Origin of the sequence: Cohnella yongneupensis, from assembly GCF_042655785.1 — a bacterium.
Taxonomy (GTDB): domain Bacteria; phylum Bacillota; class Bacilli; order Paenibacillales; family Paenibacillaceae; genus Cohnella; species Cohnella yongneupensis.
Window position 1 is genome coordinate 15,407 of record NZ_JBHSNC010000038.1, and the last position, 20,982, is coordinate 36,388.

21 protein-coding genes are annotated in these 20,982 nt (G+C 55.2%); 17 read left to right on the plus strand and 4 right to left on the minus strand.

The genetic code is table 11. The features are described 5' to 3' along the window. Positions 1–22: 22 nt before the first annotated feature. From ACFPQ4_RS12190 to ACFPQ4_RS12225, 8 genes are all read left to right on the plus strand, one after another. Entirely contained in the window at positions 23–1,339 is a 1,317-nt protein-coding gene (locus ACFPQ4_RS12190; RefSeq protein WP_378112129.1) for a deoxyguanosinetriphosphate triphosphohydrolase family protein, read from the plus strand. A 71-nt stretch (positions 1,340–1,410) separates the two neighbouring features. After that, on the plus strand, positions 1,411–1,776 hold the full coding sequence (locus ACFPQ4_RS12195) for a MerR family transcriptional regulator (protein ID WP_378112130.1): 366 nt from the start codon (positions 1,411–1,413) through the stop codon (positions 1,774–1,776). Positions 1,777–1,784: 8 nt separating this feature from the next. Then, a complete protein-coding gene (locus tag ACFPQ4_RS12200; RefSeq protein ID WP_378112131.1) occupies positions 1,785–2,096 on the plus strand; it encodes a thioredoxin family protein in 312 nt (103 codons plus the stop codon). A gap of 102 nt (positions 2,097–2,198) precedes the next feature. Next, entirely contained in the window at positions 2,199–2,546 is a 348-nt protein-coding gene (locus ACFPQ4_RS12205) for a metal-sensitive transcriptional regulator (RefSeq protein WP_378112132.1), read from the plus strand. Between the two features lie 17 nt (positions 2,547–2,563). After that, positions 2,564–2,764 carry a copper ion binding protein gene (locus ACFPQ4_RS12210; protein ID WP_378112133.1) on the plus strand — a complete coding sequence of 67 codons (201 nt, stop codon included), beginning with the start codon at positions 2,564–2,566 and terminating at the stop codon, positions 2,762–2,764. A 72-nt stretch (positions 2,765–2,836) separates the two neighbouring features. After that, the gene (locus ACFPQ4_RS12215; protein WP_378112244.1) at positions 2,837–5,080 is read left to right on the plus strand and encodes a heavy metal translocating P-type ATPase; all 2,244 of its coding nucleotides are present in this window, start codon (positions 2,837–2,839) and stop codon (positions 5,078–5,080) included. Between the two features lie 96 nt (positions 5,081–5,176). After that, positions 5,177–5,938: an SDR family NAD(P)-dependent oxidoreductase gene (locus ACFPQ4_RS12220; protein ID WP_378112245.1), complete on the plus strand. Its 762-nt coding sequence runs from the start codon at positions 5,177–5,179 to the stop codon at positions 5,936–5,938. Between the two features lie 189 nt (positions 5,939–6,127). Then, positions 6,128–7,684 (plus strand): family 10 glycosylhydrolase, encoded by a 1,557-nt coding sequence (locus tag ACFPQ4_RS12225; protein WP_378112134.1) that lies wholly within the window; start codon positions 6,128–6,130, stop codon positions 7,682–7,684. Here the strand turns inward: ACFPQ4_RS12225 and ACFPQ4_RS12230 are convergent. Continuing rightward, the gene (locus tag ACFPQ4_RS12230) at positions 7,677–8,522 is read right to left on the minus strand and encodes an alpha/beta hydrolase (protein WP_378112135.1); all 846 of its coding nucleotides are present in this window, start codon (positions 8,520–8,522) and stop codon (positions 7,677–7,679) included. The two genes, ACFPQ4_RS12225 and ACFPQ4_RS12230, sit on opposite strands and share 8 nt — an antisense overlap. 100 nt (positions 8,523–8,622) lie before the next feature. On the opposite strand from ACFPQ4_RS12230, the gene msrB reads away from it, so the two are divergent. Beyond that, positions 8,623–9,597, plus strand: a complete 975-nt coding sequence (msrB, locus tag ACFPQ4_RS12235) for a peptide-methionine (R)-S-oxide reductase MsrB (protein WP_378112136.1) — start codon at positions 8,623–8,625, stop codon at positions 9,595–9,597. Between the two features lies 1 nt (position 9,598). Here the strand turns inward: msrB and ACFPQ4_RS12240 are convergent, their stop codons facing one another. Further along, a complete protein-coding gene (locus ACFPQ4_RS12240; protein ID WP_378112137.1) occupies positions 9,599–10,501 on the minus strand; it encodes a DNA-3-methyladenine glycosylase family protein in 903 nt (300 codons plus the stop codon). 159 nt (positions 10,502–10,660) lie between these two features. Between ACFPQ4_RS12240 and ACFPQ4_RS12245 the strand changes: the two genes are divergently transcribed. The 6 genes from ACFPQ4_RS12245 to ACFPQ4_RS12270 all read left to right on the plus strand — a co-directional run bounded on the left by ACFPQ4_RS12245 (position 10,661) and on the right by ACFPQ4_RS12270 (position 15,045). After that, positions 10,661–11,269, plus strand: coding sequence for a bifunctional transcriptional activator/DNA repair enzyme AdaA (locus ACFPQ4_RS12245; RefSeq protein WP_378112138.1), 609 nt, complete (start codon positions 10,661–10,663; stop codon positions 11,267–11,269). Then, complete coding sequence (locus ACFPQ4_RS12250; RefSeq protein WP_378112139.1) at positions 11,235–11,768, plus strand: methylated-DNA--[protein]-cysteine S-methyltransferase; 534 nt, start codon at positions 11,235–11,237, stop codon at positions 11,766–11,768. The genes ACFPQ4_RS12245 and ACFPQ4_RS12250 overlap by 35 nt, the downstream gene beginning before the upstream one ends. Before the next feature lie 106 nt (positions 11,769–11,874). Next, the gene (locus ACFPQ4_RS12255) at positions 11,875–12,807 is read left to right on the plus strand and encodes a manganese-dependent inorganic pyrophosphatase (RefSeq protein WP_378112140.1); all 933 of its coding nucleotides are present in this window, start codon (positions 11,875–11,877) and stop codon (positions 12,805–12,807) included. Positions 12,808–12,955: 148 nt separating this feature from the next. Next, positions 12,956–13,465 (plus strand): metallophosphoesterase family protein, encoded by a 510-nt coding sequence (locus ACFPQ4_RS12260; RefSeq protein ID WP_378112141.1) that lies wholly within the window; start codon positions 12,956–12,958, stop codon positions 13,463–13,465. 58 nt (positions 13,466–13,523) lie between these two features. After that, the gene (locus tag ACFPQ4_RS12265; RefSeq protein WP_378112142.1) at positions 13,524–14,402 is read left to right on the plus strand and encodes a radical SAM/SPASM domain-containing protein; all 879 of its coding nucleotides are present in this window, start codon (positions 13,524–13,526) and stop codon (positions 14,400–14,402) included. Between the two features lie 67 nt (positions 14,403–14,469). Continuing rightward, positions 14,470–15,045 (plus strand): GNAT family N-acetyltransferase, encoded by a 576-nt coding sequence (locus tag ACFPQ4_RS12270; protein WP_378112143.1) that lies wholly within the window; start codon positions 14,470–14,472, stop codon positions 15,043–15,045. Here ACFPQ4_RS12270 and rsgA read toward each other — a convergent pair. Next, positions 15,042–16,202: a ribosome small subunit-dependent GTPase A gene (gene rsgA, locus ACFPQ4_RS12275; RefSeq protein ID WP_378112144.1), complete on the minus strand. Its 1,161-nt coding sequence runs from the start codon at positions 16,200–16,202 to the stop codon at positions 15,042–15,044. The two genes, ACFPQ4_RS12270 and rsgA, sit on opposite strands and share 4 nt — an antisense overlap. A 293-nt stretch (positions 16,203–16,495) precedes the next feature. Between rsgA and ACFPQ4_RS12280 the strand changes: the two genes are divergently transcribed. Beyond that, on the plus strand, positions 16,496–17,548 hold the full coding sequence (locus ACFPQ4_RS12280; RefSeq protein ID WP_378112145.1) for a M42 family metallopeptidase: 1,053 nt from the start codon (positions 16,496–16,498) through the stop codon (positions 17,546–17,548). 27 nt (positions 17,549–17,575) lie between these two features. After that, positions 17,576–18,814, plus strand: a complete 1,239-nt coding sequence (locus tag ACFPQ4_RS12285; RefSeq protein ID WP_378112146.1) for a DUF445 domain-containing protein — start codon at positions 17,576–17,578, stop codon at positions 18,812–18,814. Here ACFPQ4_RS12285 and ACFPQ4_RS12290 read toward each other — a convergent pair. Then, positions 18,805–20,817: a heavy metal translocating P-type ATPase gene (locus ACFPQ4_RS12290; protein ID WP_378112147.1), complete on the minus strand. Its 2,013-nt coding sequence runs from the start codon at positions 20,815–20,817 to the stop codon at positions 18,805–18,807. The genes ACFPQ4_RS12285 and ACFPQ4_RS12290 overlap by 10 nt on opposite strands. Positions 20,818–20,982: the final 165 nt, after the last annotated feature.

The window sequence follows — 20,982 nt, forward strand, 5'->3', positions numbered from 1 at the left end:
TCAGCAGGAAGGTTGCATGCCTATGAACGTTCGGAAAATGAGGCTGTACGACACCGAGAACATCCATTCGGGTGACGATCGCGACGAATACGAGAAGGATTACGCCCGGTTGATCCAGTCTCCGGCGTTCCGCAGGCTGCAAGGCAAATCGCAAGTGTTCGGCGCGGGCTCCGGAGATTATTACCGGACAAGGCTGACGCATTCGCTCGAAGTGTCGCAGATCGCGCGCGAGGTCGCCAGACGTCTGGGCAAAAGCTATCCTTTCATCGCTTTGCGGGAGCATCCGGGCTTATTGCTCGATCCGGAAGTCGTCGAGTGCGCTGCGCTCGCGCACGATTTGGGGCATCCGCCGTTCGGGCACAAGGGCGAAGAGGTGCTCAACGCGCTGTTGCAAAAAGAACACGGCCTCAAGTACGAAGGGAACGCGCAAAACTTCCGTATTCTTATGTTCCTTGAGAAACGAGCGGGCAGCGGCAGCGGTCTCGATCTGACGGCGGCCGTGCTGCTTGCCATTAACAAATATCCGTTTTGCATCGACGATCCGGGCAGGCTCAAGGGCGTCTATCGGATGGAATGGGAAGGCATCGACTTCCTCCGCCAGACGTGGGGAATGCCCGCCGGTTGCGCGACGCTCGAAGCCCAGCTCATGGACTTGTGCGATGACATCGCCTACTCCACGCACGACTTGGAGGACGGCATTCGCGCCGGCAAGCTTCAGATGCAACGGAGCTTCTTCGAAGACGATCGCGTCGTCGCCCACCTCATTATGCAGATCGAGGACGATCCGAGCTACGACGAGAAAAGCTGGGAGCAGATCGACAAAACCGCGCTAGTGAAGCAAGTGCTCGCGCACTACTTGGAGCAGTGGGAAAGCATCTACGCGGAATGCGACCGAGAGTCTTCTCGGACGAGGCGGGAGATGAAAGCCCGTTGGGTACGCCGGTTCGCCAACCAAGTCGGCATCATCGACGATCCGGTTACCGGTTGGAAGAAGGTAACGTTCGTCAAGGACGGGCAGCAGGACTGGAATTTGCTTCGCACGATGGAAATTTTGAAGAAGCTCGCGTGGGTGACGCTGATCAAAGATTTCCGCGTGCAACGGCTGCACAAGCGAAGCGAAATTATGCTTGAACGGCTGTGGGGCAGCTTCAGGAACTACGACACGGGCCGCGACATCATTCCCGCGGATTGGTTCGAGAATTACGAGCGGCACAAAGGCAGCTGGACGTGGGAGCGCCTGGTCGCCGACTACATCGCCGGAATGACGGACGCCTATGCGGAGAAAGTATACGCCGAGTTTTTCGCCAGCCGGTCCGGATCCATCTACGAGAGAGACTAAAATTCCACTTGACCCTGACATTAATGTCAGGGTTTATTGTTAATTCGTATCGATTCGGGGAGGGTATGAGCGTGAAAATCGGAGAGCTTTCCGCAGCTACGGGCGTCAGCGTGCGATCGCTACGGTATTACGAGGAGCAGAAGCTACTCGCTTCCATTCGGCAGCATAACGGTTATCGGGAATATTCCCCGCTGGCGGTTGAGCAGGTTCGCACGATCCAGCTTTATTTGGCGCTAGGCTTATCGACGGATCAGATTTCAAGCTTCCTTCATTGCGTGCTCGCGAACAAAGAAGCGTTCTGTTCCGAGGTGCTTCCGATCTACGAGCGCAAGCTAAAGGAGATCGACGATCAAATCGTCCAGTTAACGCAGCTCCGAGGGAATCTCGTCGACCGAATCCGATCGATACGGGAGGAAGAGGCTCAGCGAAAGGAGTAGATGCGTCTATGTTAGCGGTCAATAACGAGACTTTTGCAGCGAACGTTCGGCAGACGGGCGTTACGATGGTCGATTTCAACACGCAATGGTGTCCGCCGTGCAAAGTGTTGAAACCGATTTTGGAGGAATTGGATACGTCATACGGTGACAAGCTATCTGTGCTCGAGGTCAATTGCGACGAGTCGCCGGAGCTAGCGGGTCAATTCGGCGTAATGGCGAATCCGACCGTGATCGTCTTTCACAATGGCGAACCGGTAGAGAAGCTCGTAGGCCTGAGACCCAAATCCGTATACGAGAGTTTATTGTCGCGTTACGTGTGAGGCGTCGCCCCAAGCCGCTTGAGCGATCGTGCTCGGGCGGTTTTTTATTTGGCGTTGACAGATATACCTACTGGGGGTATATTCGAAAGAGGAGGTGTCACGATGAACGAGCATGAAATCGTAGAAGGCATAGGCAGCAAGGAAGATGTTTATTGCGCCCACGACACCGGCAAGCGCCAAAGTCATCACTCCGAGCAGACGAAGTCGACGCTCATATCGAGGTTGAATCGAATCGAAGGCCAAATTCGCGGCATTAAAGGGTTAATCGAGAAAGATACGTATTGCGACGACGTACTCAATCAGATCGCAGCCGCGCAATCCGCGCTTAATAGCGTAGGGAAGCTGCTACTCGAAGGCCACATGAAAACCTGTATCGTAGAACGCATTCAAGCCGGCGAACACGAAGTCATTGACGAATTGCTCGTAACGGTCAATAAACTCATGAAATGAATGGGAGAGGATCCACAATGGAAAAGGTAACGCTGCAAGTAGAAGGCATGTCGTGCAATCATTGCGTTAAGTCCGTAGAGAATGCCGTTAAAAACGTTGGTGCGACAGCAACCGTTGACCTGAGCGCGAAGTCGGTGTCCGTCGAGTATGATCAAGCGAAGACGTCATTGCTTGATATTAAGCAAGCGATCGAGGATCAAGGCTACGACGTCGTCTAAGAGCTTCGGCTCTCTTTTTTTTCAAAGAAATATACCCCGTGTGGGTATGCTAATGAGATCAGGAATTAGGTGATGAAAATGGAGAAGCAGTTACAGTCTACGGCCTCCGAATCGGTTGCCCAATTCGCGATATCGGGGATGACCTGCGCGGCGTGCGCGACGCGAATCGAGAAAGGCTTGAACAGACTCGAAGGCGTCTCGCAAGCGACGGTGAATCTGACGATGGAATCGGCCCGCGTCGCGTTCGCGCCGGATCGCGTATCCGTTACGGACATGATGAACAAAGTGGAGCAGCTAGGGTATAAAGCAACGCCGAAGGAGCAACGCGAAGAGACGGAAGCTAGACGCAAGCGCGAGCTGCAAAGGCATAAGCTGAAGCTGGTCGCGTCCGCGTTGCTAACGTTGCCGCTCCTATGGGCGATGGCCGCGCATTTCAGCTTTATGAGCTGGCTGTGGGTACCGGAGACGTTCATGAATCCGTGGTTCCAGCTGGCGCTCGCGACGCCGGTGCAGTTTCTCATCGGGTGGCCGTTCTATGCCGGAGCGTACAAAGCGCTGAAGAGCGGGAGCGCGAATATGGACGTCCTCGTGGCGCTCGGCACTTCCGCCGCGTACTTTTACAGTCTGTATTTGTCGATCGATTCGATCGGCTCGCACCATGAGGTCGAGCTGTATTACGAGACCGGAGCGCTGCTGATCACGTTGATCCTAACGGGAAAGCTGCTCGAAATGTTGGCCAAAGGACGTTCGTCGGACGCCATCAAAAAGTTGATGGTGCTGCAAGCGAAAACCGCTCTCGTCGATCGAGACGGCGAGCTAATCCGTCTGCCGATCGAAGCGGTCGTTCACGGAGACGTCGTCTTAGTTAAACCGGGGGAGAAAGTGCCGGTGGACGGCATCGTGCTGGAGGGAAGTTCGTCGATCGACGAGTCTATGCTGACGGGCGAGAGCGTTCCGGTTGAGAAATCGGCAGATTCTAACGTGTATGGAGCTACGATCAACCGTAACGGCGCGCTAAAAATTCGCGCTACCCACGTAGGACCGGACTCCGTACTGGCGCAAATCGTGCAAGCCGTAGAAGAGGCGCAAGGATCCAAGGCGCCGATCCAACGGGTCGCGGACGCGATCTCGGGCATTTTCGTTCCGATCGTGGTCGGAATCGCCGTGCTTACGTTTATCATCGCCTACTTCATTGTTAAGGCTGGAGATTTTTCGAGCGCGCTGGAGCTGACGATTGCCGTACTCGTCATTGCTTGTCCATGCGCGCTCGGTCTGGCGACGCCGACTTCGATTATGGCGGGCTCAGGCCGCGCGGCGGAATGGGGCATTCTGTTCAAAGGCGGACAATATTTGGAATCCGCTCATCGGATCGATACGGTCGTGCTCGACAAGACGGGAACGGTAACGAACGGCAAACCGGTGCTGACGAATATCGCGCTCGAGGATTCTGAGGATTGGACGCGCGAGCAACTGCTGGGCTGGGTCGTTTCCGCCGAGCGTCAATCGGAGCATCCGCTCGCGGAAGCGATCGTGTCGGGGATCGAGAAGATGGGCATCGGTGCCTCGAACGTCGCGGAAATGTTCGAAGCGATTCCGGGGCACGGCGTTCGCGCAACGGTAGACGGACGCCGCTTATTGGTCGGTACGCGCAAGCTGATGGCGGACAACGCCGTTTCGGTCGGCGATGCCGAGGAGGCGCTGCGCCGGTTGGAAGAGAGCGGTCAAACGGCGATGCTCATTGCCGTGGACAATCGGTACGCGGGCTCGGTCGCCGTAGCCGATACGATCAAGTCTACGTCGAAGCAGGCGATCGGGAGGCTTAAGCAACTAGGGTTGCGCGTTATCTTATTGACGGGGGACAATGCAAGAACCGCTCAAGCGATCGCATATGAGGCCGGAATCGAGGAAGTCGTCGCAGAGGTGCTGCCTAACGGCAAAGCCGATGCGATCAGACGTTTGCAAGCCGCCGGCAGCAGAACGGCAATGGTCGGCGACGGCATTAACGACGCGCCGGCGCTGGCGACCGCGGACATCGGCATGGCTATCGGGTCCGGCACCGACATTGCGATCGCGGCCGCAGACGTGACGTTGCTGCGAGGCGACTTGAACGCGATCGCCGACGCGATCTTCATTAGCCGCAAGACGATGCGTAACATTAAGCAGAACTTGTTCTGGGCGCTAGGCTACAACGTGATCGGCATTCCCGTCGCGGCAAGTGGATATTTGGCGCCTTGGCTCGCCGGGGCGGCAATGGCGCTTAGCTCGGTATCGGTTGTCTTGAACGCGTTGCGCCTGCAAAGGCTGCAGCGTCCATAATGGCGAATCCAATGGAATGAACGCGCGTTTATTGTTTTTGGCTCGCGTATTCTCTATGATAGGATAGAGGATTTACGAGAGGAGTCTGAGAGCATGATGAATCTAAACTTATCCAACCGTGTCGCCCTCGTAACTGGGGCAACCGGTCAATTGGGACGCGTGATGGCAAGAACGCTGGCGCAATGCGGCGCGGATATTGCGATCCATTACCGTAACAACGAGGCGCAAGCCATTAAGCTGCAGGACGAAATCAAAGCGATGGGCAGACGCGCCGCTATTGTTCATGGAGACATTACGAGTCTGGAAGCTATCTTAGGGATGAAAGAGACGATCGAACGGGAGTTAGGTTCGGTTAATATCGTCGTCGCCAACGCGGTAGCGCAGTACAAATGGACGACGATTCTCGAGCAGTCTCCGGAAGATTACGAGAGCCAATTCGAGTCCTGCGTCATGCAAAGCGTCTATTTGGCCAAAGCGTTCGCGCCGACTATGATCGAGGCGAAGTGGGGCAGATTCATCGGCATCAATACCGAATGCGCGATGCAAAACTTCCCTACTCAATCCGCATACGTAGCGGGCAAACGCGGCATGGACGGCGTTTATCGCATACTGGCCAAAGAAATTGGCGAACATCAGATCACGGTAAACCAAGTGGCTCCGGGTTGGACGATAAGCGATCAAGACCGCGAGAACAACACCGAGAGAAGCGAATCCTACGAGAGCACCGTCCCGCTTAAACGCAGAGGCACCGACCAAGAGATCGCCAACGCCGTCGCGTTCCTGGCTTCGGATTTGGCCAGCTTCATTACGGGAGCCTACATTCCCGTCAGCGGCGGCAACGTGATGCCGGCGATTTAATCGAGGTCATCGTTGAGACAATGTGTGTTGAAATGGTCTTTCGGTTGCAAACCGATCGCATAATCGATACAACGAAGGCGCTTTCCGCACGGATGCGGAAGGCGCTTTTTTTTGTTATCAACAGCAACCTCAGCCGACAAGCCAGCGTCTAATTAGTCAAAGCATGCTTGACCGATGGAGGTTCTACGAATGTTTCTAGTCAGAAAGTTAATGCCATTAATTTTAACCTTACTCTTCGTTTTTAACATGGGCGGAGCGGCTGTGGCCGCCGCAGCCTCGCAGCCGATCAGCATTTATTTGAACGGCGTTAAGATCAAGTCAGACGTCGCGCCGTATATCGTTCCGAAAGCGAACGTGACCATGGTTCCGCTTCGCGTCATCAGCGAGAGCTTGAAGGCGAAGGTCGGCTGGACGCAAAGCACGAACACGGCGACGATCAGCAAGGGCGAACTCAAGCTGATGATGAAGGTCGGGCAGAAGTTCGCGCTCGTCGGTAGCAAGAAGGTGCCGCTGGACGCCAGCGTCCAATTGAAAAACGGACGCGCGATGGTCCCGCTGCGGTTCGTCAGCGAGCAGTTGGGGCTTGTCGTTACATGGTACGGCTCTGTAAACACCATCAAGCTGGAATCCAAGGACGGCTCGAGTTCCTTGAAAGGCGCATGGATTTCTACCGTCTATAACCTGGATTGGCCGTCCGCCGCTTCCTACGGCAACGCGGAGCAACAGAAGCAGGAGTTTACGCAAATGCTCGACGAACTGCAGGGAATGGGCCTAAACGCTGTTTTCGTTCAGGTTCGTCCTTCCGCGGATGCGCTTTATTCATCCAAGCTTGTACCCTGGACGAAGTTTCTGACCGGCGTGCAAGGGCAAGATCCAGGCTACGACCCGCTAGCGTTCATGATCGCGGAAACGCACCGGAGAGGGATGGCTTTCCACGCCTGGTTTAATCCGTTCCGTGCGAACGTCGATGCCAAAACGGACGGATTAGCCCCGAATCACGTTATCAGTCAGCATCCCGACTGGATCGTGAACGCGAACGGAAAGCTCTACATCAATCCGGGCATTCCGGAAGCGCGTCAGCACATCATCGACGTCGTAATGGAAGTCGTCAAATCGTACGATATCGATGGCGTTCATTTGGATGATTACTTCTATCCAACGGACGGTAAATTCGACGATATGGCGACTTTCGCGCAAAATAATTCCAGCCAAATTGCCAATCTTGACGATTGGCGGCGAGATAACATCAATCAATTCGTGAAGCAACTGGGAGAGACGATTCATAAAGCGAAGCCGGCGATCAGCTACGGCATTAGCCCGTTCGGCGTATGGCGCAACAGCTCTACGGATCCGAGCGGTTCGGATACGAAGGCGGGAGTAGAAACTTACGACGACATGCACGCGGACGTCAGGACTTGGATTCAAGAGGGATGGATCGACTACGTCATGCCGCAAATCTATTGGAGCATGACGCTGTCGGCCGCACGATACGATAAACTGGTCGATTGGTGGACGAACGAGGTGCGGGGAACGAACGTAAGCCTGTACATCGGCCATGCCGCCTATAAGCTGGGCACGACCGAGACAGGCTGGAATACGGCGGATGAAATTATTAATCAGCTTAAATATAATGAGAAGTACCCGGAAATCGGCGGCGATGTCTACTTCAGCGCCCAGCAGCTACGTAAAAACATGCTCGGAATCGTTCCACTTCTGCAAAGCTACTACAAGGTCGGCGTTAATTAACGTCAAGCCGTCGCGCCAACCAATCGCGTACGACCGCGAATACTTCTTCGCGGCGCAATTCATTGAATAGCTCGTGTTGGAAGCCGTCCCAGCCGATCCATTCGCAGCTCGGACCGGCTCGTTCGGCGAATAGCTTGCTCGCGGCCGCGGAGGTAACTTTATCCGCGGTCGCATGCATGATGAGCGTCGGTACGTTGAGCTGACCGGCGTGCTCGATCGCCCAGCGGCCCGATCTTAACATCGAGAAGAAGAACTTGGCCGTTATCTGTCCGTGTCCGAGCGGATCGCTAACGTACCTGGCGATCATGTCCGGATCGGACGTTAAATTCGCCGCTTTTAGTGGTCGGTTGCTCGTATATTTCGGGTAAAAGCGCTCGATAACTCTCCCGAGCACCACTTGCAATGATGGCGGTTTGAAGGCGAGCTTGAGCCATGGTCCGGAGACGATCGCGCCCGCGATACGCGGTTGTTTGCGAAGCATGTAGTTAAGCGCGACGTTGCCGCCCATGCTATGTGCGAGCAGAAACACCGGAAGTCCGGGATAGGAGGCTTCGGCTTCCGCGAGCATGCGGTCTATTCCTTCGAACAGCGATTCGTAAGACGGCGTATGACCGCGCTTACCCGATGTGCGGCCATGTCCGCGTTGGTCGAAGCCGATGACCGCGTAACCGTCCGCGTTGAGCATTTCCGCTACATGGACGTAACGTCCCATATGCTCGCCCATACCGTGGACGAAGCCGACGACCGCCTTAGCCGACGTCCGTTGTTCCGGATGCCATGCGCATGCGTACATGTCCGTGCCGTCCGTGCATTTCCATGAGAGTTGCTGGAATGTCATTGACTGATCCTCCCGCGCGCTTCGCGATGTAAGTCTACGTTTATTTTATATGGAACGTGTATGTTATTATAGTCCTATACGAAAAAACGAGGTGTATACAATGAGTGAGCAGCAACAATCGAAGACGCAATTGGCGACTTTCGCGGGCGGGTGCTTCTGGTGCATGGTGACGCCGTTTGAAGAGCTTCCGGGCATTCATGGCATCGTATCCGGTTATACGGGCGGCCATACGGTAAACCCGACTTACGAGGAAGTATGCTCGGAGACGACGGGGCATGCAGAGGCGGTTCAGATCACGTTCGATCCCGACATTTTTCCTTATGCAAAGTTATTAGAGCTGTTCTGGAGATCCGTCGATCCGACGGATGCCGGCGGACAGTTCCACGATCGCGGCAGCTCTTATCGTCCGGCGATCTTCTATCACGACGAGCAACAGAAGAAGGAAGCGGAAGCCTCCAAGGCGGAGCTCGAAGCGAGCGGCCGATTCGATCGTCCGATCGCGGTTACGCTCGAGCCCGCGTCCGTCTTCTATCCGGCGGAAGAGTACCATCAAGGCTATCATCACAAAAATCCGCTTCGCTACAAGTATTATCGCAGCGGTTCGGGCAGGGACGCGTTCATCTCCCGGCATTGGAATACGGACAAAGACCGTGCCGAGCTTCGCAAGCGGTTGACGCCGATCCAGTATGAAGTGACCCAGAACAACGCGACCGAGCGACCGTTCACGGGCGAGTACCACGACCACGAAGAAGAGGGACTATACGTCGATATCGTCTCGGGAGAGCCGCTATTCAGCTCCAAGGACAAGTTCGACGCGGGCTGCGGTTGGCCGAGCTTCGCGAAGCCGCTCCATAAAGGCAACGTTCAAGAGCACGAGGACTTCACGCACGGCATGTTCCGGACGGAAGTCCGCAGCCGCGAAGCCGATTCGCATCTGGGACACGTGTTCAACGACGGTCCTCGCGAGCTCGGCGGACTGCGTTATTGCATCAATTCCGCTTCGCTTCGTTTTATCCCGAGAGACCGGCTGGAAGCGGAAGGCTACGGACGTTACGCGTCCCTTTTCCAAGACTGATTTAATACAGCACCCGCCACAAATAAAAAGTCGCGTAAGCTTCCCAGCCCGCCCATCCGGCGGATAGCCGGCGAATGTGCGCGATCGAAGGTTTGTCCGGCAAGCCTAACACGGATTTAATCGCGTTATGAAGGCCGACGTCGTCGATCGGGAATGCGGAGGCGAATTTGAGGCAGCGCATAAGCACGTAATTGGCCGTCCACGGGCCGATTCCGCGAATACCGACGAGCATTCGCTCGGCTTCCCGAACGTCCGTGGCCGCAAGAAGCTGAGCTTTGCTAATGACCCCGTCCGCGATTAATCGCGCGACTCCGATGAGATATTCGGATTTGCGTCCGGTTATTTGCAGCGGGGTTAGTTGTTCTATGGTTAGTTTAGCGACAACCGCAGGATCGGGGAACTTCCAGTGCCGCAAGCCATCGTGCTCGATAAAGTCGCCGAAATGCTCGACGAAACGCCGTTTCAGCGTATAAGCGAACGGGAGATTAATTTGTTGGCCGAGAATGCCCCAGCACATGGCTTCGAACAGGTCTGGAATGCCGAGTATGCGCAAGCCGCTAAACCGCGACACAACGTCGCGTAGTAAGTCGTCCTCCTGCGCCATCGCATAAAAGGGAGCCAAGTCGGTGTCCAAGTCGAACCATTCTCTGACGTAGTGGGTAATCGCCTGCGCTTGTTGATCGTCAAGTAGCGCCGAAGGATCGCATAGCCGTACGCGAATCGGTTCGTTGCCGCAACCGGATATCGCAATCAGCGGGTAGGATACGCCGTCCGGAATTCGTTTGTATAGCGTTCCGTCCACGATCGCGTGCATGCATTCGTTCGGAGAACGGGATAAGTAGGCGATATTTTTGTCGTAATCGAACGTCTCGGGAACGTCGATAATCCATTCTCTATTTGCCATCGCGGAATCCCTCCTTAATCGGCTTAGTCTTTGTATCGGCAGTTTAGTTATATCACACATCGATTCGCCCGATCTTCGTAAGGTTGCGGTTCCATTCGAATCCGCTAACGCTCGCGAATAACTCGCGCTATACTAAGCGATAGGAGGTGACCCTAACGCATGAACGAGGAACAATGGCAAGCGATCGTCAGTTGCGACGCGACTTACGACAGCAAGTTTTATTACGGGGTAGCGACGACGGGCATCTTTTGCCGGCCGTCCTGCAAGTCCAGAACGCCTGCGCGGCGGAACGCGAAGCTGTTCGGCGATGCCGACGAAGCGATCGCGAACGGCTTTCGTCCTTGCAAAAGATGCAAGCCGGAAGAGCTGATGCTGCCTAGCGAAGCGTGGGTCGCCAAGATCGCCACGCAAATCGAGGAGCGCTTGTCCGAGCCGTTCACGTTGGAAGCGTTAGCGGCACGGATGCACGGCAGCCCCTATCATTTGCAACGTACGTTCAAGCAAGTCCGCGGCGTAACGCCGGCGCAATACGCGCAAGTGCTGCGAATCGAACGGGCTAAGGCACTTTTAGAACAGACGGAAATGTCCGTCGCCGTTATCGCGGCGCAAGTGGGTTTATCTAACGCGGCGCATTTCGCCACCGTCTTTCAATCGAAAGTCGGCTTATCGCCGACGCGATATCGTCGCAACTATATAGCCGCGCTTGCGGAGAAAGAGGAGGGAGCACATCATTATGAGTCAGACGCAACCATCGCCACAAACGGTTAACGTATACTGGACGGAACTACGCTATGCCGAATGGCACCTCGTCGTCGCGGCGACGGAGGAGGGCCTCTGTTACGTAGGCTCTCAAGGCGGATCGCAACCGGAGTTTACGGCATGGGCGCAGGCGCGTTTTGGAGACCGTTGCGTTCTATCGCATGACGAAGGCAAGCTTGCCTCGTATGTCTCGCAGTTAACCGAATATTTGCAAGGCGTCCGCAAGACGTTCGACGTGCCTACCGATTTACGCGGAACCGAGTTCCAGCAGTCCGTCTGGTCCGCGATGAACGAAATCGCGTACGGTCAGACCGCGACGTATTCTCAAATTGCCGAACGAATTGGCAAGCCCGAAGCCGTAAGAGCCGTCGGAACAGCCATCGGTCGCAATCCCGCGCTCATCGCCTTGCCGTGTCATCGAATCGTGGGCAAAAACGGTACACTGACCGGGTATCGCGGGGGCTTGAAGATGAAAGAACGGTTGCTAGGCTTGGAAAGCCGTCGATAGCCGACGGTTTGCTTAATGTTAATCGGAATACCCGCTATTCTCTTGCTTGTCGCTAGCGTTATGCGGTATACTTTTCTCGCCAAAATAACATTTAAGGAGCAAGAGAATGAGCAAAGTTTTGATCTTCGGTCACAAAAATCCGGATACGGATACGATCTGTTCGGCGATTGCTTATGCCGATCTCAAAACGAAACTCGGCTTCGACGTAGAAGCGGTACGCCTCGGCAACGTAAGCGGCGAAACGCAATTCGCGCTCGATACGTTCGGCTTCCAAGCGCCTCGCCTCGTGGAAACGGTCGCCAACGAAACGAAGGAAGTTATCCTCGTTGACCATAACGAACGCCAACAAAGCGTATCCGATATCGATCAAGTGCGCGTTATTGAAGTCATCGACCACCACCGGATCGCTAACTTCGAGACGAGCGGCCCGTTGTACTTCCGCGCCGAGCCTGTCGGTTGCACGGCTACGATCTTGAAAAAGCTGTACAAAGAGAACGGCGTCGCTATCTCCAAAGAAGTCGCTGGCTTGATGCTTTCGGCTATCATCTCGGACTCCTTGCTCTTCAAATCTCCGACTTGCACGTCGGAAGACGTCGCGGCCGCTCGCGAATTGGCTGAAATCGCAGGCGTAGACGCGGACAAGTACGGTCTCGATATGCTGAAAGCCGGCGCGGACCTGAGCGACAAATCGATCGCTACGCTGATCTCCCTCGATGCGAAGGAATTCACGATGGGAAGCGCGAAAGTCGAAATCGCCCAAGTAAACGCGGTAGACGTGAACGACGTGCTGTCCCGCCAAGCCGAGCTTGAGGACGCATTGACGAACATCATCAATACGAAAGGCTTGGACCTGTTCCTGTTCGTCGTTACGGATATCCTTAACAACGACTCGATCGGCATCGCGCTAGGTAAGGCGGCAGACGCCGTCGAGCAAGCATACGGCGTGAAGCTGTCGAACAACCAAGCGGTATTGAAGGGCGTCGTATCCCGCAAATCGCAAATCGTTCCTGTTCTGACCGATACGTTCAACAAACGCTAATCGCATACGAAGCCCGCGAATTCATTCGCGGGCTTTTTTGCGTCAACGGCTTGCCAATCAACAAAATTAGGTCGTTGTTCCTTCAACGGACGATCCGCTGGATGGTATGCTGAACATATTTAGAATGGGAAGAATCGAGGTTATGCGCATGAAAATCGTCGTTATCTCCGATACCCACATGCCCAGGTCGAGCAGTAAGCTGCCGGAGCGGTTAATCGCGGAGCTTGCGAACGCGGATGCTATATTGCACGCGGGAGACTGGACAAGTATGGACGTCTATCCGATCGTCTCCGCCTACGCTCCAACTTACGGCGTGTCCGGCAATAACGACGGTCCGGACATCGTTAAGAAATTCGGTTTGAAAAAAATCGTGCAGCTCGGTTCCTGCCGGATCGGACTCATCCACGGACACGGCACGAATAAATCGATCGCTACCGAGACGAGGGCAATCGACGCTTTTAAAGGCAAACGTCTGGATGCTATCGTCTACGGTCACTCGCATACGCCCGTGTTGAAGCGGATAGCTGGAGGAACGATCGTGCTCAACCCCGGATCGCCGACGGACAAGCGAAGGCAACCACGGTATTCTTTTGCCATTATGCGAATAATCGAAGGAAAGCTCGTCGCGGAACTGATCCTATACGACGACAAGTCGTAATCTTTGCTATAATAGGAGTACCGCATAACGAGGTTTGCCCGATTGGAGAAGGTACGAGTTGAAAAGATTCAAAAAGTTTTACGTGGAAATCACGAGCGTCTGCAATCTCGCTTGCACGTTCTGTCCTCCGACGGAGCGCAAGTCGAATTTTATTAAAGTAGATGCTTTTACGCATATTTTAGACGAAATCAAGCCGTTTACCGACCATATCTACTTTCACGTCAAGGGCGAGCCGCTGCTGCATCCGAAAATCGATGAGCTGCTCGATATTAGCCACGACAAAGGGCTAAAGGTGAACCTGACGACGAACGGAACGCTGCTGCACAAAGCCAAGCATAAGATTCTCGGGAAACCCGCGCTTAGGCAAATCAATTTCTCGCTGCATAGCTTCGACGGCCATCCGGATTCCAAGGATAAGGAAGGTTACGTGCTTAGCGTGCTCCGCTTCGCGAAAGAAGCGGTCGCGCAGTCGGACGTCATTATTTCGCTTCGTCTGTGGAACTTGGCGGGCGACAACGATACGAACTTGGAGCGAGACCGGAATCGCGAAGTGCTCAGCATGATCGAAAAGGAATTCGAGCTCAACTTCAAGATCGACGATCATTTTACGCGGGGCAGCGGCATCAAAATCTCCGAACGGATTTACGTCAATCACGAGACCGAATTCGTCTGGCCGGCGCTGAAGGAAGAGGAAGACCGCAACAAAGGGTTCTGTCACGGGCTTCGCAACCAAGCCGGCATTTTGTCGGACGGTACGGTCATCCCGTGTTGTCTCGACGGGGAAGGGGTTATTAACCTCGGCAACGTGCACGACAAGCCGTTCTCCGAAATTATCGAGGGCGAACGCGCGACGCGCCTATACGACGGCTTCTCCAGACGGGAAGTCGTCGAGGAGCTATGTCGGAAGTGCGATTACCGCCGCCGGTTCGGAACCTAACCTAATACGCCTTCGGGCGTATTTTTTGTAACTTAACCGCCAGAACGAAGGGGATATCGCATACCCGATGAACGAAACCTATAACGAATACGAAGGCTTAGCGATCGTTACGATAGACAAGCTCGACGACCGGTTATGGCCGGAGGCGCTCGACATCTACCGTCAAGCGTTCCCCGAAGGCAAACCGGAACGAATTATCGTTGCGATGTTTCGCAAAAATATGGCTTATTTGCACGTTGCGTCCGACGAGCGCGGAGTGATGGCTATGGCGGTTACCGGTAAGGTAGCGCAAGGGAAGCTGTTGTTGATCGATTACTTGGCCGTCAGGTCAGACCGCCAGGGCGAAGGTATCGGTCAAGCGTTCCTGGCCGCGATCCGAGAATGGGCAACGAACGAGCTAAGAGCGGAAGGATTGCTCATCGAAGTCGAATACGGCGTCACGCAAGCGGACGAAAATCGTTTGCGGTTCTGGGAGCGCTGCGGGTTCACGCTAACCTCGTACATCCATAAGTATATTTGGGTGCCGGAGCCTTATCGGGCGATGATTCTCGCGTTAACTCCGAACGCGGAAATTCCGATGGACGGACGGAAGCTGTTCAAGTACATAGGCGATTTCCACGGCAAAGCGTTTCGCGAGCCTTAATCGAGGTCATCCGCGTAATAACGGGAAGGCTTGCTGGAGCGTGTAGACGACTTCGCGGCTTTGGCGGATTTGCTTGCTTGTTGCTTGCCCGCGGAGCGAGTCTCCTTGCGCGCTTGATGCGCCAGCTCGCGCCCCGTCTTCTTATAGTTGGCGAGCCTGCCGGCTTCGAGCTCGCCGCCGGAGATAGCCTCAAGTACGGCGCAGCCGGCTTCCGCTTCATGCCGGCAGTCGCGATAACGGCAATTTGCCGCCAACGCTTCGATATCCGCGAATGCGTGCTGCCAGCCCTCCTGGGAATCCCATAATTGGAGTTCCCGCATGCCCGGCGTATCCATGACGAGCGCGCCGCCGGGAAGCACGAACAACTCGCGGTGCGTCGTCGTATGGCGACCTCGCGCGTCGCTCTCGCGAATGCCCGACGTCGTCATGCGAGACTCACCGGCCAGCCAATTGAGCAGCGTCGACTTGCCGACGCCGGAGGAGCCCGTCACCGCGATCGTCGCGCCGGGGCGCATGTACGGAGACAGCTGTTCCATGCCTTGATCTAGCAAGGCGCTGACGAAGTGAACGGGAACGCCGGGAGCCGCATGCTCCACTTGCGCGCGCAGAGATTCCGGGTCTTCGCACAAGTCGGCTTTGGTCAACAGGACTACGGGCGTCGCGCCGCTTTCCCACGCCGCGATCAAGTAGCGTTCGATCCTGCGAACGTTAAAGTCCTGATTCAAAGCGGACGTGATGAACAAATAGTCGATGTTCGCCCCTATTACTTGTTCGACGTCGATATTGCCTGCCGCTCTTCGCAGCATCGCCGATCTGCGGGGGAGTAGCGCATGGATGACGGAGCGCGATTCGCCCGGCATCGGTTCGGTCAGAACCCAGTCGCCAACGGCTGGGAAATCGCTCGGATGCGCTGCGGTATAGGCGTATTTACCGGATACGGAAGCGGTATGCTCGCCCGACTCCGTCATTAGTTGATACGAATGGGAATGCTGAGCGATGACCCTGGCGGGGGACAACCCGCGGGCGTTATCGTCCGATGGAGGGAGCAGGGCCTCCCAATGGGCGTTCCAACCGTATTTCTTAATGTTCGTGCTAGCTTGTGGATTTGGATTTGGATTTGGTTTAGGATTTGGTTTAGGATTTGGATTTGGATTCAAATGGATATCTCCCTTAGTTTCGATTGGATTAGAAGGGTTGAAAACACAAAAAAGCCGACAGGAAAATCATTCCTGCGGCTAGGCAACAAAAAACCGCACGGAACCGGCCCGGTCCCATGCGGTAACGTTAATCGATGAACGATTAGCTAACGATCCGCCGAGGTCGGGTGTTATGCAATTGCGCTGCAAACGAAACAATCGATAGTGTCGTGCGCATTGTACATCGACCTCCTCAAGTAAGATGTGCTAATTATAGAGAGCCTTGGAGCTCATTGTCAATGGGGGAATCGTTAATGACGAATAATTTGGAGCCGGAATTGAACCGAGCGTATATGCTCGAAACGTTAAATTGGTTGCTGAACACGCCTAGCCCAACCGGATATTGCATGGCGATTATGGACCGCGTAAGGGCGGAAGCCGACAAGCTGGGCTACGAGATGCAAATGACGCCCAAAGGAAACGGCATAATAACGATCGTCGGCGCGAAGACGGACGAAGTCGCCGGCATTACGGCGCACGTCGATACGTTGGGCGCGATGGTCCGATCGATCAAACCGAACGGTATGCTCCGTATTACGCCGCTCGGCGGTTACGCGATGCAGACGGTAGAGGGAGAGTACTGCCTCGTGCATACGCGGGACGGTCGAACGTACGAAGGCACCGTGTTGTCCACGAAGCCGTCCGTTCACGTCTATTCGGACGCTCGGGACTGGAAGCGCGAGGAAGCGAACATGGAAATTCGGATCGACGAGCTAACTTCGTCCAAAGAAGATACCGAGAAGCTAGGCATAGCGGTCGGCGATATCGTCTCTTGGGATCCAAGGGCGCGCATGCTCGATAACGGCTGGATTAAGTCGCGTCACCTGGACGACAAGGCCAGCGTGGCCGCGCTGTTCGGAATGTTGGAATGGTTGAAACGCACGGGCGTGAAGCCGGTAAAGAGCTTGAAAATCATCATTTCGACGTACGAGGAAGTCGGTCACGGTACTTCCTATATTCCGCCGGATATTACCGAGCTGATCGCCGTCGACATGGGCGCGATCGGAGACGACTTATCGGCGACGGAACGCGACGTATCGATTTGCGCCAAAGACTCGACCGGGCCGTACGATTACGAGATGACGTCGAAGCTCATTGCTTTGGCTAAGCGAGCGAACATTCCGCATGCCGTGGACATCTATCCGCATTACGGTTCCGATGCGTCGGCCGCGCTTAGGGGCGGCAGCAACATTCGCGCCGCGCTGCTCGGGCCAGGCGTGCACGCTTCGCATGGCATGGAGCGAACGCACGTCGACGCGATCGCGAACACGGCGGCGTTACTGCTCGTATACGTAACGGAAATATAATAACGCGTCGCGAGAGGGGGCTATTCCATGAAATCTAAATTCGTTGCCGGCATCTCGCTTGCGATCATGGCTGCCGGATTCATCGCGACGTTGTTCATTCCGACAAGCACGGGACAGCTGATCGCGCAAGGCGGCTTCGAGGCCGGGCTGGTCGGGGGCATCGCCGATTGGTTCGCGGTGACGGCGCTATTCCGACATCCGCTCGGCATCCCGATACCTCACACGTCGCTGCTGCTGAAGAACAAAGATCGCATCGTCCAGTCACTCATTTCTTCTATGGAGAACGAACTGCTTAACAAGGACAGCATCAAAAACAAGTTAAAACAATGGCATCTTCTTCGCGCGGCGACGAAGGGACTGGCTAAACTGTTGCGTAAACGGAGCAACAGAATCGCGGTGTTAGACGCCGCCACGGAGCTTGTTCGCGGGTTGCCGATAGATAAAGTTGTTCCGTCCATTCGAAATGCACTGTCCGAATACGCTCGCGGGTTGAACGTGAAGCCGATCGCGCAGTCCGCGGTATCTTACGCGATGGACCGGAGAATGGACGAGAAAGCGCTAGATTACGCGTTAACGAAAGCATCGGATTGGGTAGAGCGTCCGGACACCGCGTATATGCTCGGCAAATTGGCGAGCGAGAAGCTGTCGTCGGTTAACGTTCGCGGGTTTATGGGCTTTGCCGTGCAAGCGATCTCCGGTTTCATGAGCGAAGAGAAGCTCGGCGCTATACTTCAAGGGATGATCGCGTCCGCTATTCACGATTTGCGAGATCCTAACAACGCGCACCGAGACAGCATCGTGAAGGAAATACGAGATCAGCTCGTGATGCTTGCTAATGACGACGAGAAGTTAACGAGGTTAAATACTGTCATCGAACAAGCGATCGCAAGCAACGAAGGCGAGCAGTGGATCGCTTCGATGGTTGATAAAGCGCGAACGTTGCTATTAACGAAGCTGGAAGCCGAAAAAGCGAGCGGAGGCCAAGCGGTATTCAGAGCGTATCGGGGAGCCGTGCGGTTAGCCGGCGGCAACGAAGAAGCGGTCGCTCGCTGGGAGGACCGCCTGTTGAACGGCGTGCTTCATGCCGTCGAATCGAACCATTACCGGATCGGCGGGCTCGTGAAGGAAAATCTAGACCGGATGGACGACAAGACGTTAATCGCCATGCTGGAAGACAAAGTGGGCAATGATCTGCAGTGGATTCGTGTGAACGGCGCGTTATGCGGCTTCGCGATAGGCATCGTTCTATCGCTCTTTCAACTTTGATCTTTGCCTGGAATTAAGAGCGTTAAGCTCACGAACGTAACGAATATCGTAGCGCCCATGTCGGATAAGATCGCTACCCACAACGTTAACCATCCCGGTATCGTGAGCAATAACGCAATCAGCTTCAGTCCGATGGCCACCGCAATGTTAAACCGGACGATGCGATTGACGCGTCTCGCGATCCGGATCGCGATCGGCAGCTTGCCGAGATGATCTTGCAACAGGACGATGTCGGCCGCTTCGATGGCGCTGTCCGCGCCTTTGCCCATCGCGATGCCAAGGTGCGCGGAAGCGAGCGCCGGCGTGTCGTTGATGCCGTCTCCGATCATGCCTACGACTCCGCGCCCTGCAAGCTCGTTCACGAACGCGACCTTATCTTCCGGCATTAAACCGCCATGCGTTTCCTTCACGCCTACGGCGGCGGCGACCTGTTGCGCGATCTGCGGATGATCGCCGGTCAGCATGACGGTGCGACGAATGCCGCTCCGATGCAGCTCGGAGATGACGCTTGCGCTTTCCTCGCGAAGCTCGTCGGCTATGCCGAACATGCCGAGTACGCGATTCTCGTCCGCGATCGCAACGATCGTTAATGCATCCTCTTTCAGTTGCGCAAGAGCGAACGCCACTTCATCCGGAAGCCGAACGTGCGCGATGCTGCGCTCGTTACCAAGCCAATACCTCCGCCCCGCGTAAATCGCCGTCATGCCTCGTCCCGCAACAGCTTGAATATCCTCGGCTTCGCTCGATTCAACTCCCAACTCATCCAACCGATGCACGATCGCCTTCGCGATCGGGTGCGTCGAAGCGCGTTCGACCGAGCTGGCGACCGCGTAGAATAGATCCTCGTCGTAGACGATCGTTCGAACGACGTGAGGCGCGCCTTTCGTCAGCGTGCCGGTCTTATCGAAAGCGATCGTATCCAGCTTGCCGAGCTGCTCAAGGTATGCGCCACCTTTCACGAGAACGCCTATTCGAGCGCTCCGCGTAATGCCTGCCAATATCGCGATCGGCGAAGATAAGATGAGCGCGCACGGGCAGCCTACGATTAATACGGCGAGCGCCTCGTACAACGCTTTTAGCCAATCGACGTCTAACGCGAGCGGAGGGAAGAGGAACACGATCGCAGCGATGATCATAATGATCGGCGTATACACTTTAGCGAACCGGTTAATGAACAGTTCCGTCGGCGTTCTCTGGCGCTGCGCGTCTTGCACCAGCTTCATGATGGTAGCAAGCGCGGATTGCGCGTAAGCTTTCGTTATGCGAACGCGCAGCACGCCTTCGTTGTTAAGGCTTCCGCCTAGCACCTTTTCGCCCTCGGTTTTGTCGACGGGAAGAGATTCGCCCGTGATGGCCGCTTCGTTCACCGAGCTCGCGCCGGAGATCACGATGCCGTCCGAAGGAATTTTGTCGCCCGGTTTAATGATGACGATATCGCCGGCGGTAAGCTGCGCGATCGGTACGACGACTTCTTGGCTGTCTTCGAGCTTCAACGCGTGAACGGGCGCTAAGGCAAGCAACTTGCCCATCGCGTTGCGCGCTTTGTCCATCCCGATGCCTTCGAGCCACTCGTTCAAGCCGAACAAAATCGCGACGAGCGACGCTTCTTTCCATTCGCCGATCGCGACGGCGCCGACTAGCGCAACCGTCATCAGCGTGTCGATGTTAAACCGCAGCCGTATCAAATTGCGCAAACCGCGCAAAAAAGTGCCGTAACCGCTGAGCACGATCGCCATAACGTATAGGGGGATCACGATGGCATCGTTAACGCTCCCATCTAAGCCAAGTGCCGTCAAATAGCCGATCGCGGATACGATTAACAGAACAAGGATGCGCATGCCGCTTCCGTGATCATGTTCGTGATCATGGTGTGCATGGTCGTGCTCAGAGTGTTCGTGGTCATGATCGTAGTCGTGATGCTCATGTGCACGTAAGTTATCGGATGGATCGCAACAAGCGTCATCGGAATGATCGTGCGAAGGATGCGAAACCACTTTTTTCACGGCGCTCACCTCAATAACATATGAATGTTTGTTCATATATTATTCCCGGTCACTCCATTTGTCAACAACAAATGAACAGTTATTCATATTTATTCGTTTACCTGCGTCCGTAGCCTTTGCGAGCATCCTACGAACGGCTATAATGGAGGACAAGAGAGCGTACGC

Bases quoted from the DNA above. Each gene is read 5' to 3' on its own strand.
- ACFPQ4_RS12190 (WP_378112129.1), top strand. From the start codon at position 23: ATGAACGTTCGGAAAATGAGGCTGTACGACACCGAGAACATCCATTCG.
- ACFPQ4_RS12200 (WP_378112131.1), top strand. From the start codon at position 1,785: ATGTTAGCGGTCAATAACGAGACTTTTGCAGCGAACGTTCGGCAGACG.
- ACFPQ4_RS12205 (WP_378112132.1), top strand. From the start codon at position 2,199: ATGAACGAGCATGAAATCGTAGAAGGCATAGGCAGCAAGGAAGATGTT.
- ACFPQ4_RS12210 (WP_378112133.1), top strand. From the start codon at position 2,564: ATGGAAAAGGTAACGCTGCAAGTAGAAGGCATGTCGTGCAATCATTGC.
- ACFPQ4_RS12215 (WP_378112244.1), top strand. From the start codon at position 2,837: ATGAAAATGGAGAAGCAGTTACAGTCTACGGCCTCCGAATCGGTTGCC.
- ACFPQ4_RS12220 (WP_378112245.1), top strand. From the start codon at position 5,177: ATGAATCTAAACTTATCCAACCGTGTCGCCCTCGTAACTGGGGCAACC.
- ACFPQ4_RS12225 (WP_378112134.1), top strand. From the start codon at position 6,128: ATGTTTCTAGTCAGAAAGTTAATGCCATTAATTTTAACCTTACTCTTC.
- ACFPQ4_RS12230 (WP_378112135.1), bottom strand. From the start codon at position 8,522: ATGACATTCCAGCAACTCTCATGGAAATGCACGGACGGCACGGACATG.
- msrB (WP_378112136.1), top strand. From the start codon at position 8,623: ATGAGTGAGCAGCAACAATCGAAGACGCAATTGGCGACTTTCGCGGGC.
- ACFPQ4_RS12240 (WP_378112137.1), bottom strand. From the start codon at position 10,501: ATGGCAAATAGAGAATGGATTATCGACGTTCCCGAGACGTTCGATTAC.
- ACFPQ4_RS12245 (WP_378112138.1), top strand. From the start codon at position 10,661: ATGAACGAGGAACAATGGCAAGCGATCGTCAGTTGCGACGCGACTTAC.
- ACFPQ4_RS12250 (WP_378112139.1), top strand. From the start codon at position 11,235: ATGAGTCAGACGCAACCATCGCCACAAACGGTTAACGTATACTGGACG.
- ACFPQ4_RS12255 (WP_378112140.1), top strand. From the start codon at position 11,875: ATGAGCAAAGTTTTGATCTTCGGTCACAAAAATCCGGATACGGATACG.
- ACFPQ4_RS12260 (WP_378112141.1), top strand. From the start codon at position 12,956: ATGAAAATCGTCGTTATCTCCGATACCCACATGCCCAGGTCGAGCAGT.
- ACFPQ4_RS12270 (WP_378112143.1), top strand. From the start codon at position 14,470: ATGAACGAAACCTATAACGAATACGAAGGCTTAGCGATCGTTACGATA.
- ACFPQ4_RS12280 (WP_378112145.1), top strand. From the start codon at position 16,496: ATGACGAATAATTTGGAGCCGGAATTGAACCGAGCGTATATGCTCGAA.
- ACFPQ4_RS12285 (WP_378112146.1), top strand. From the start codon at position 17,576: ATGAAATCTAAATTCGTTGCCGGCATCTCGCTTGCGATCATGGCTGCC.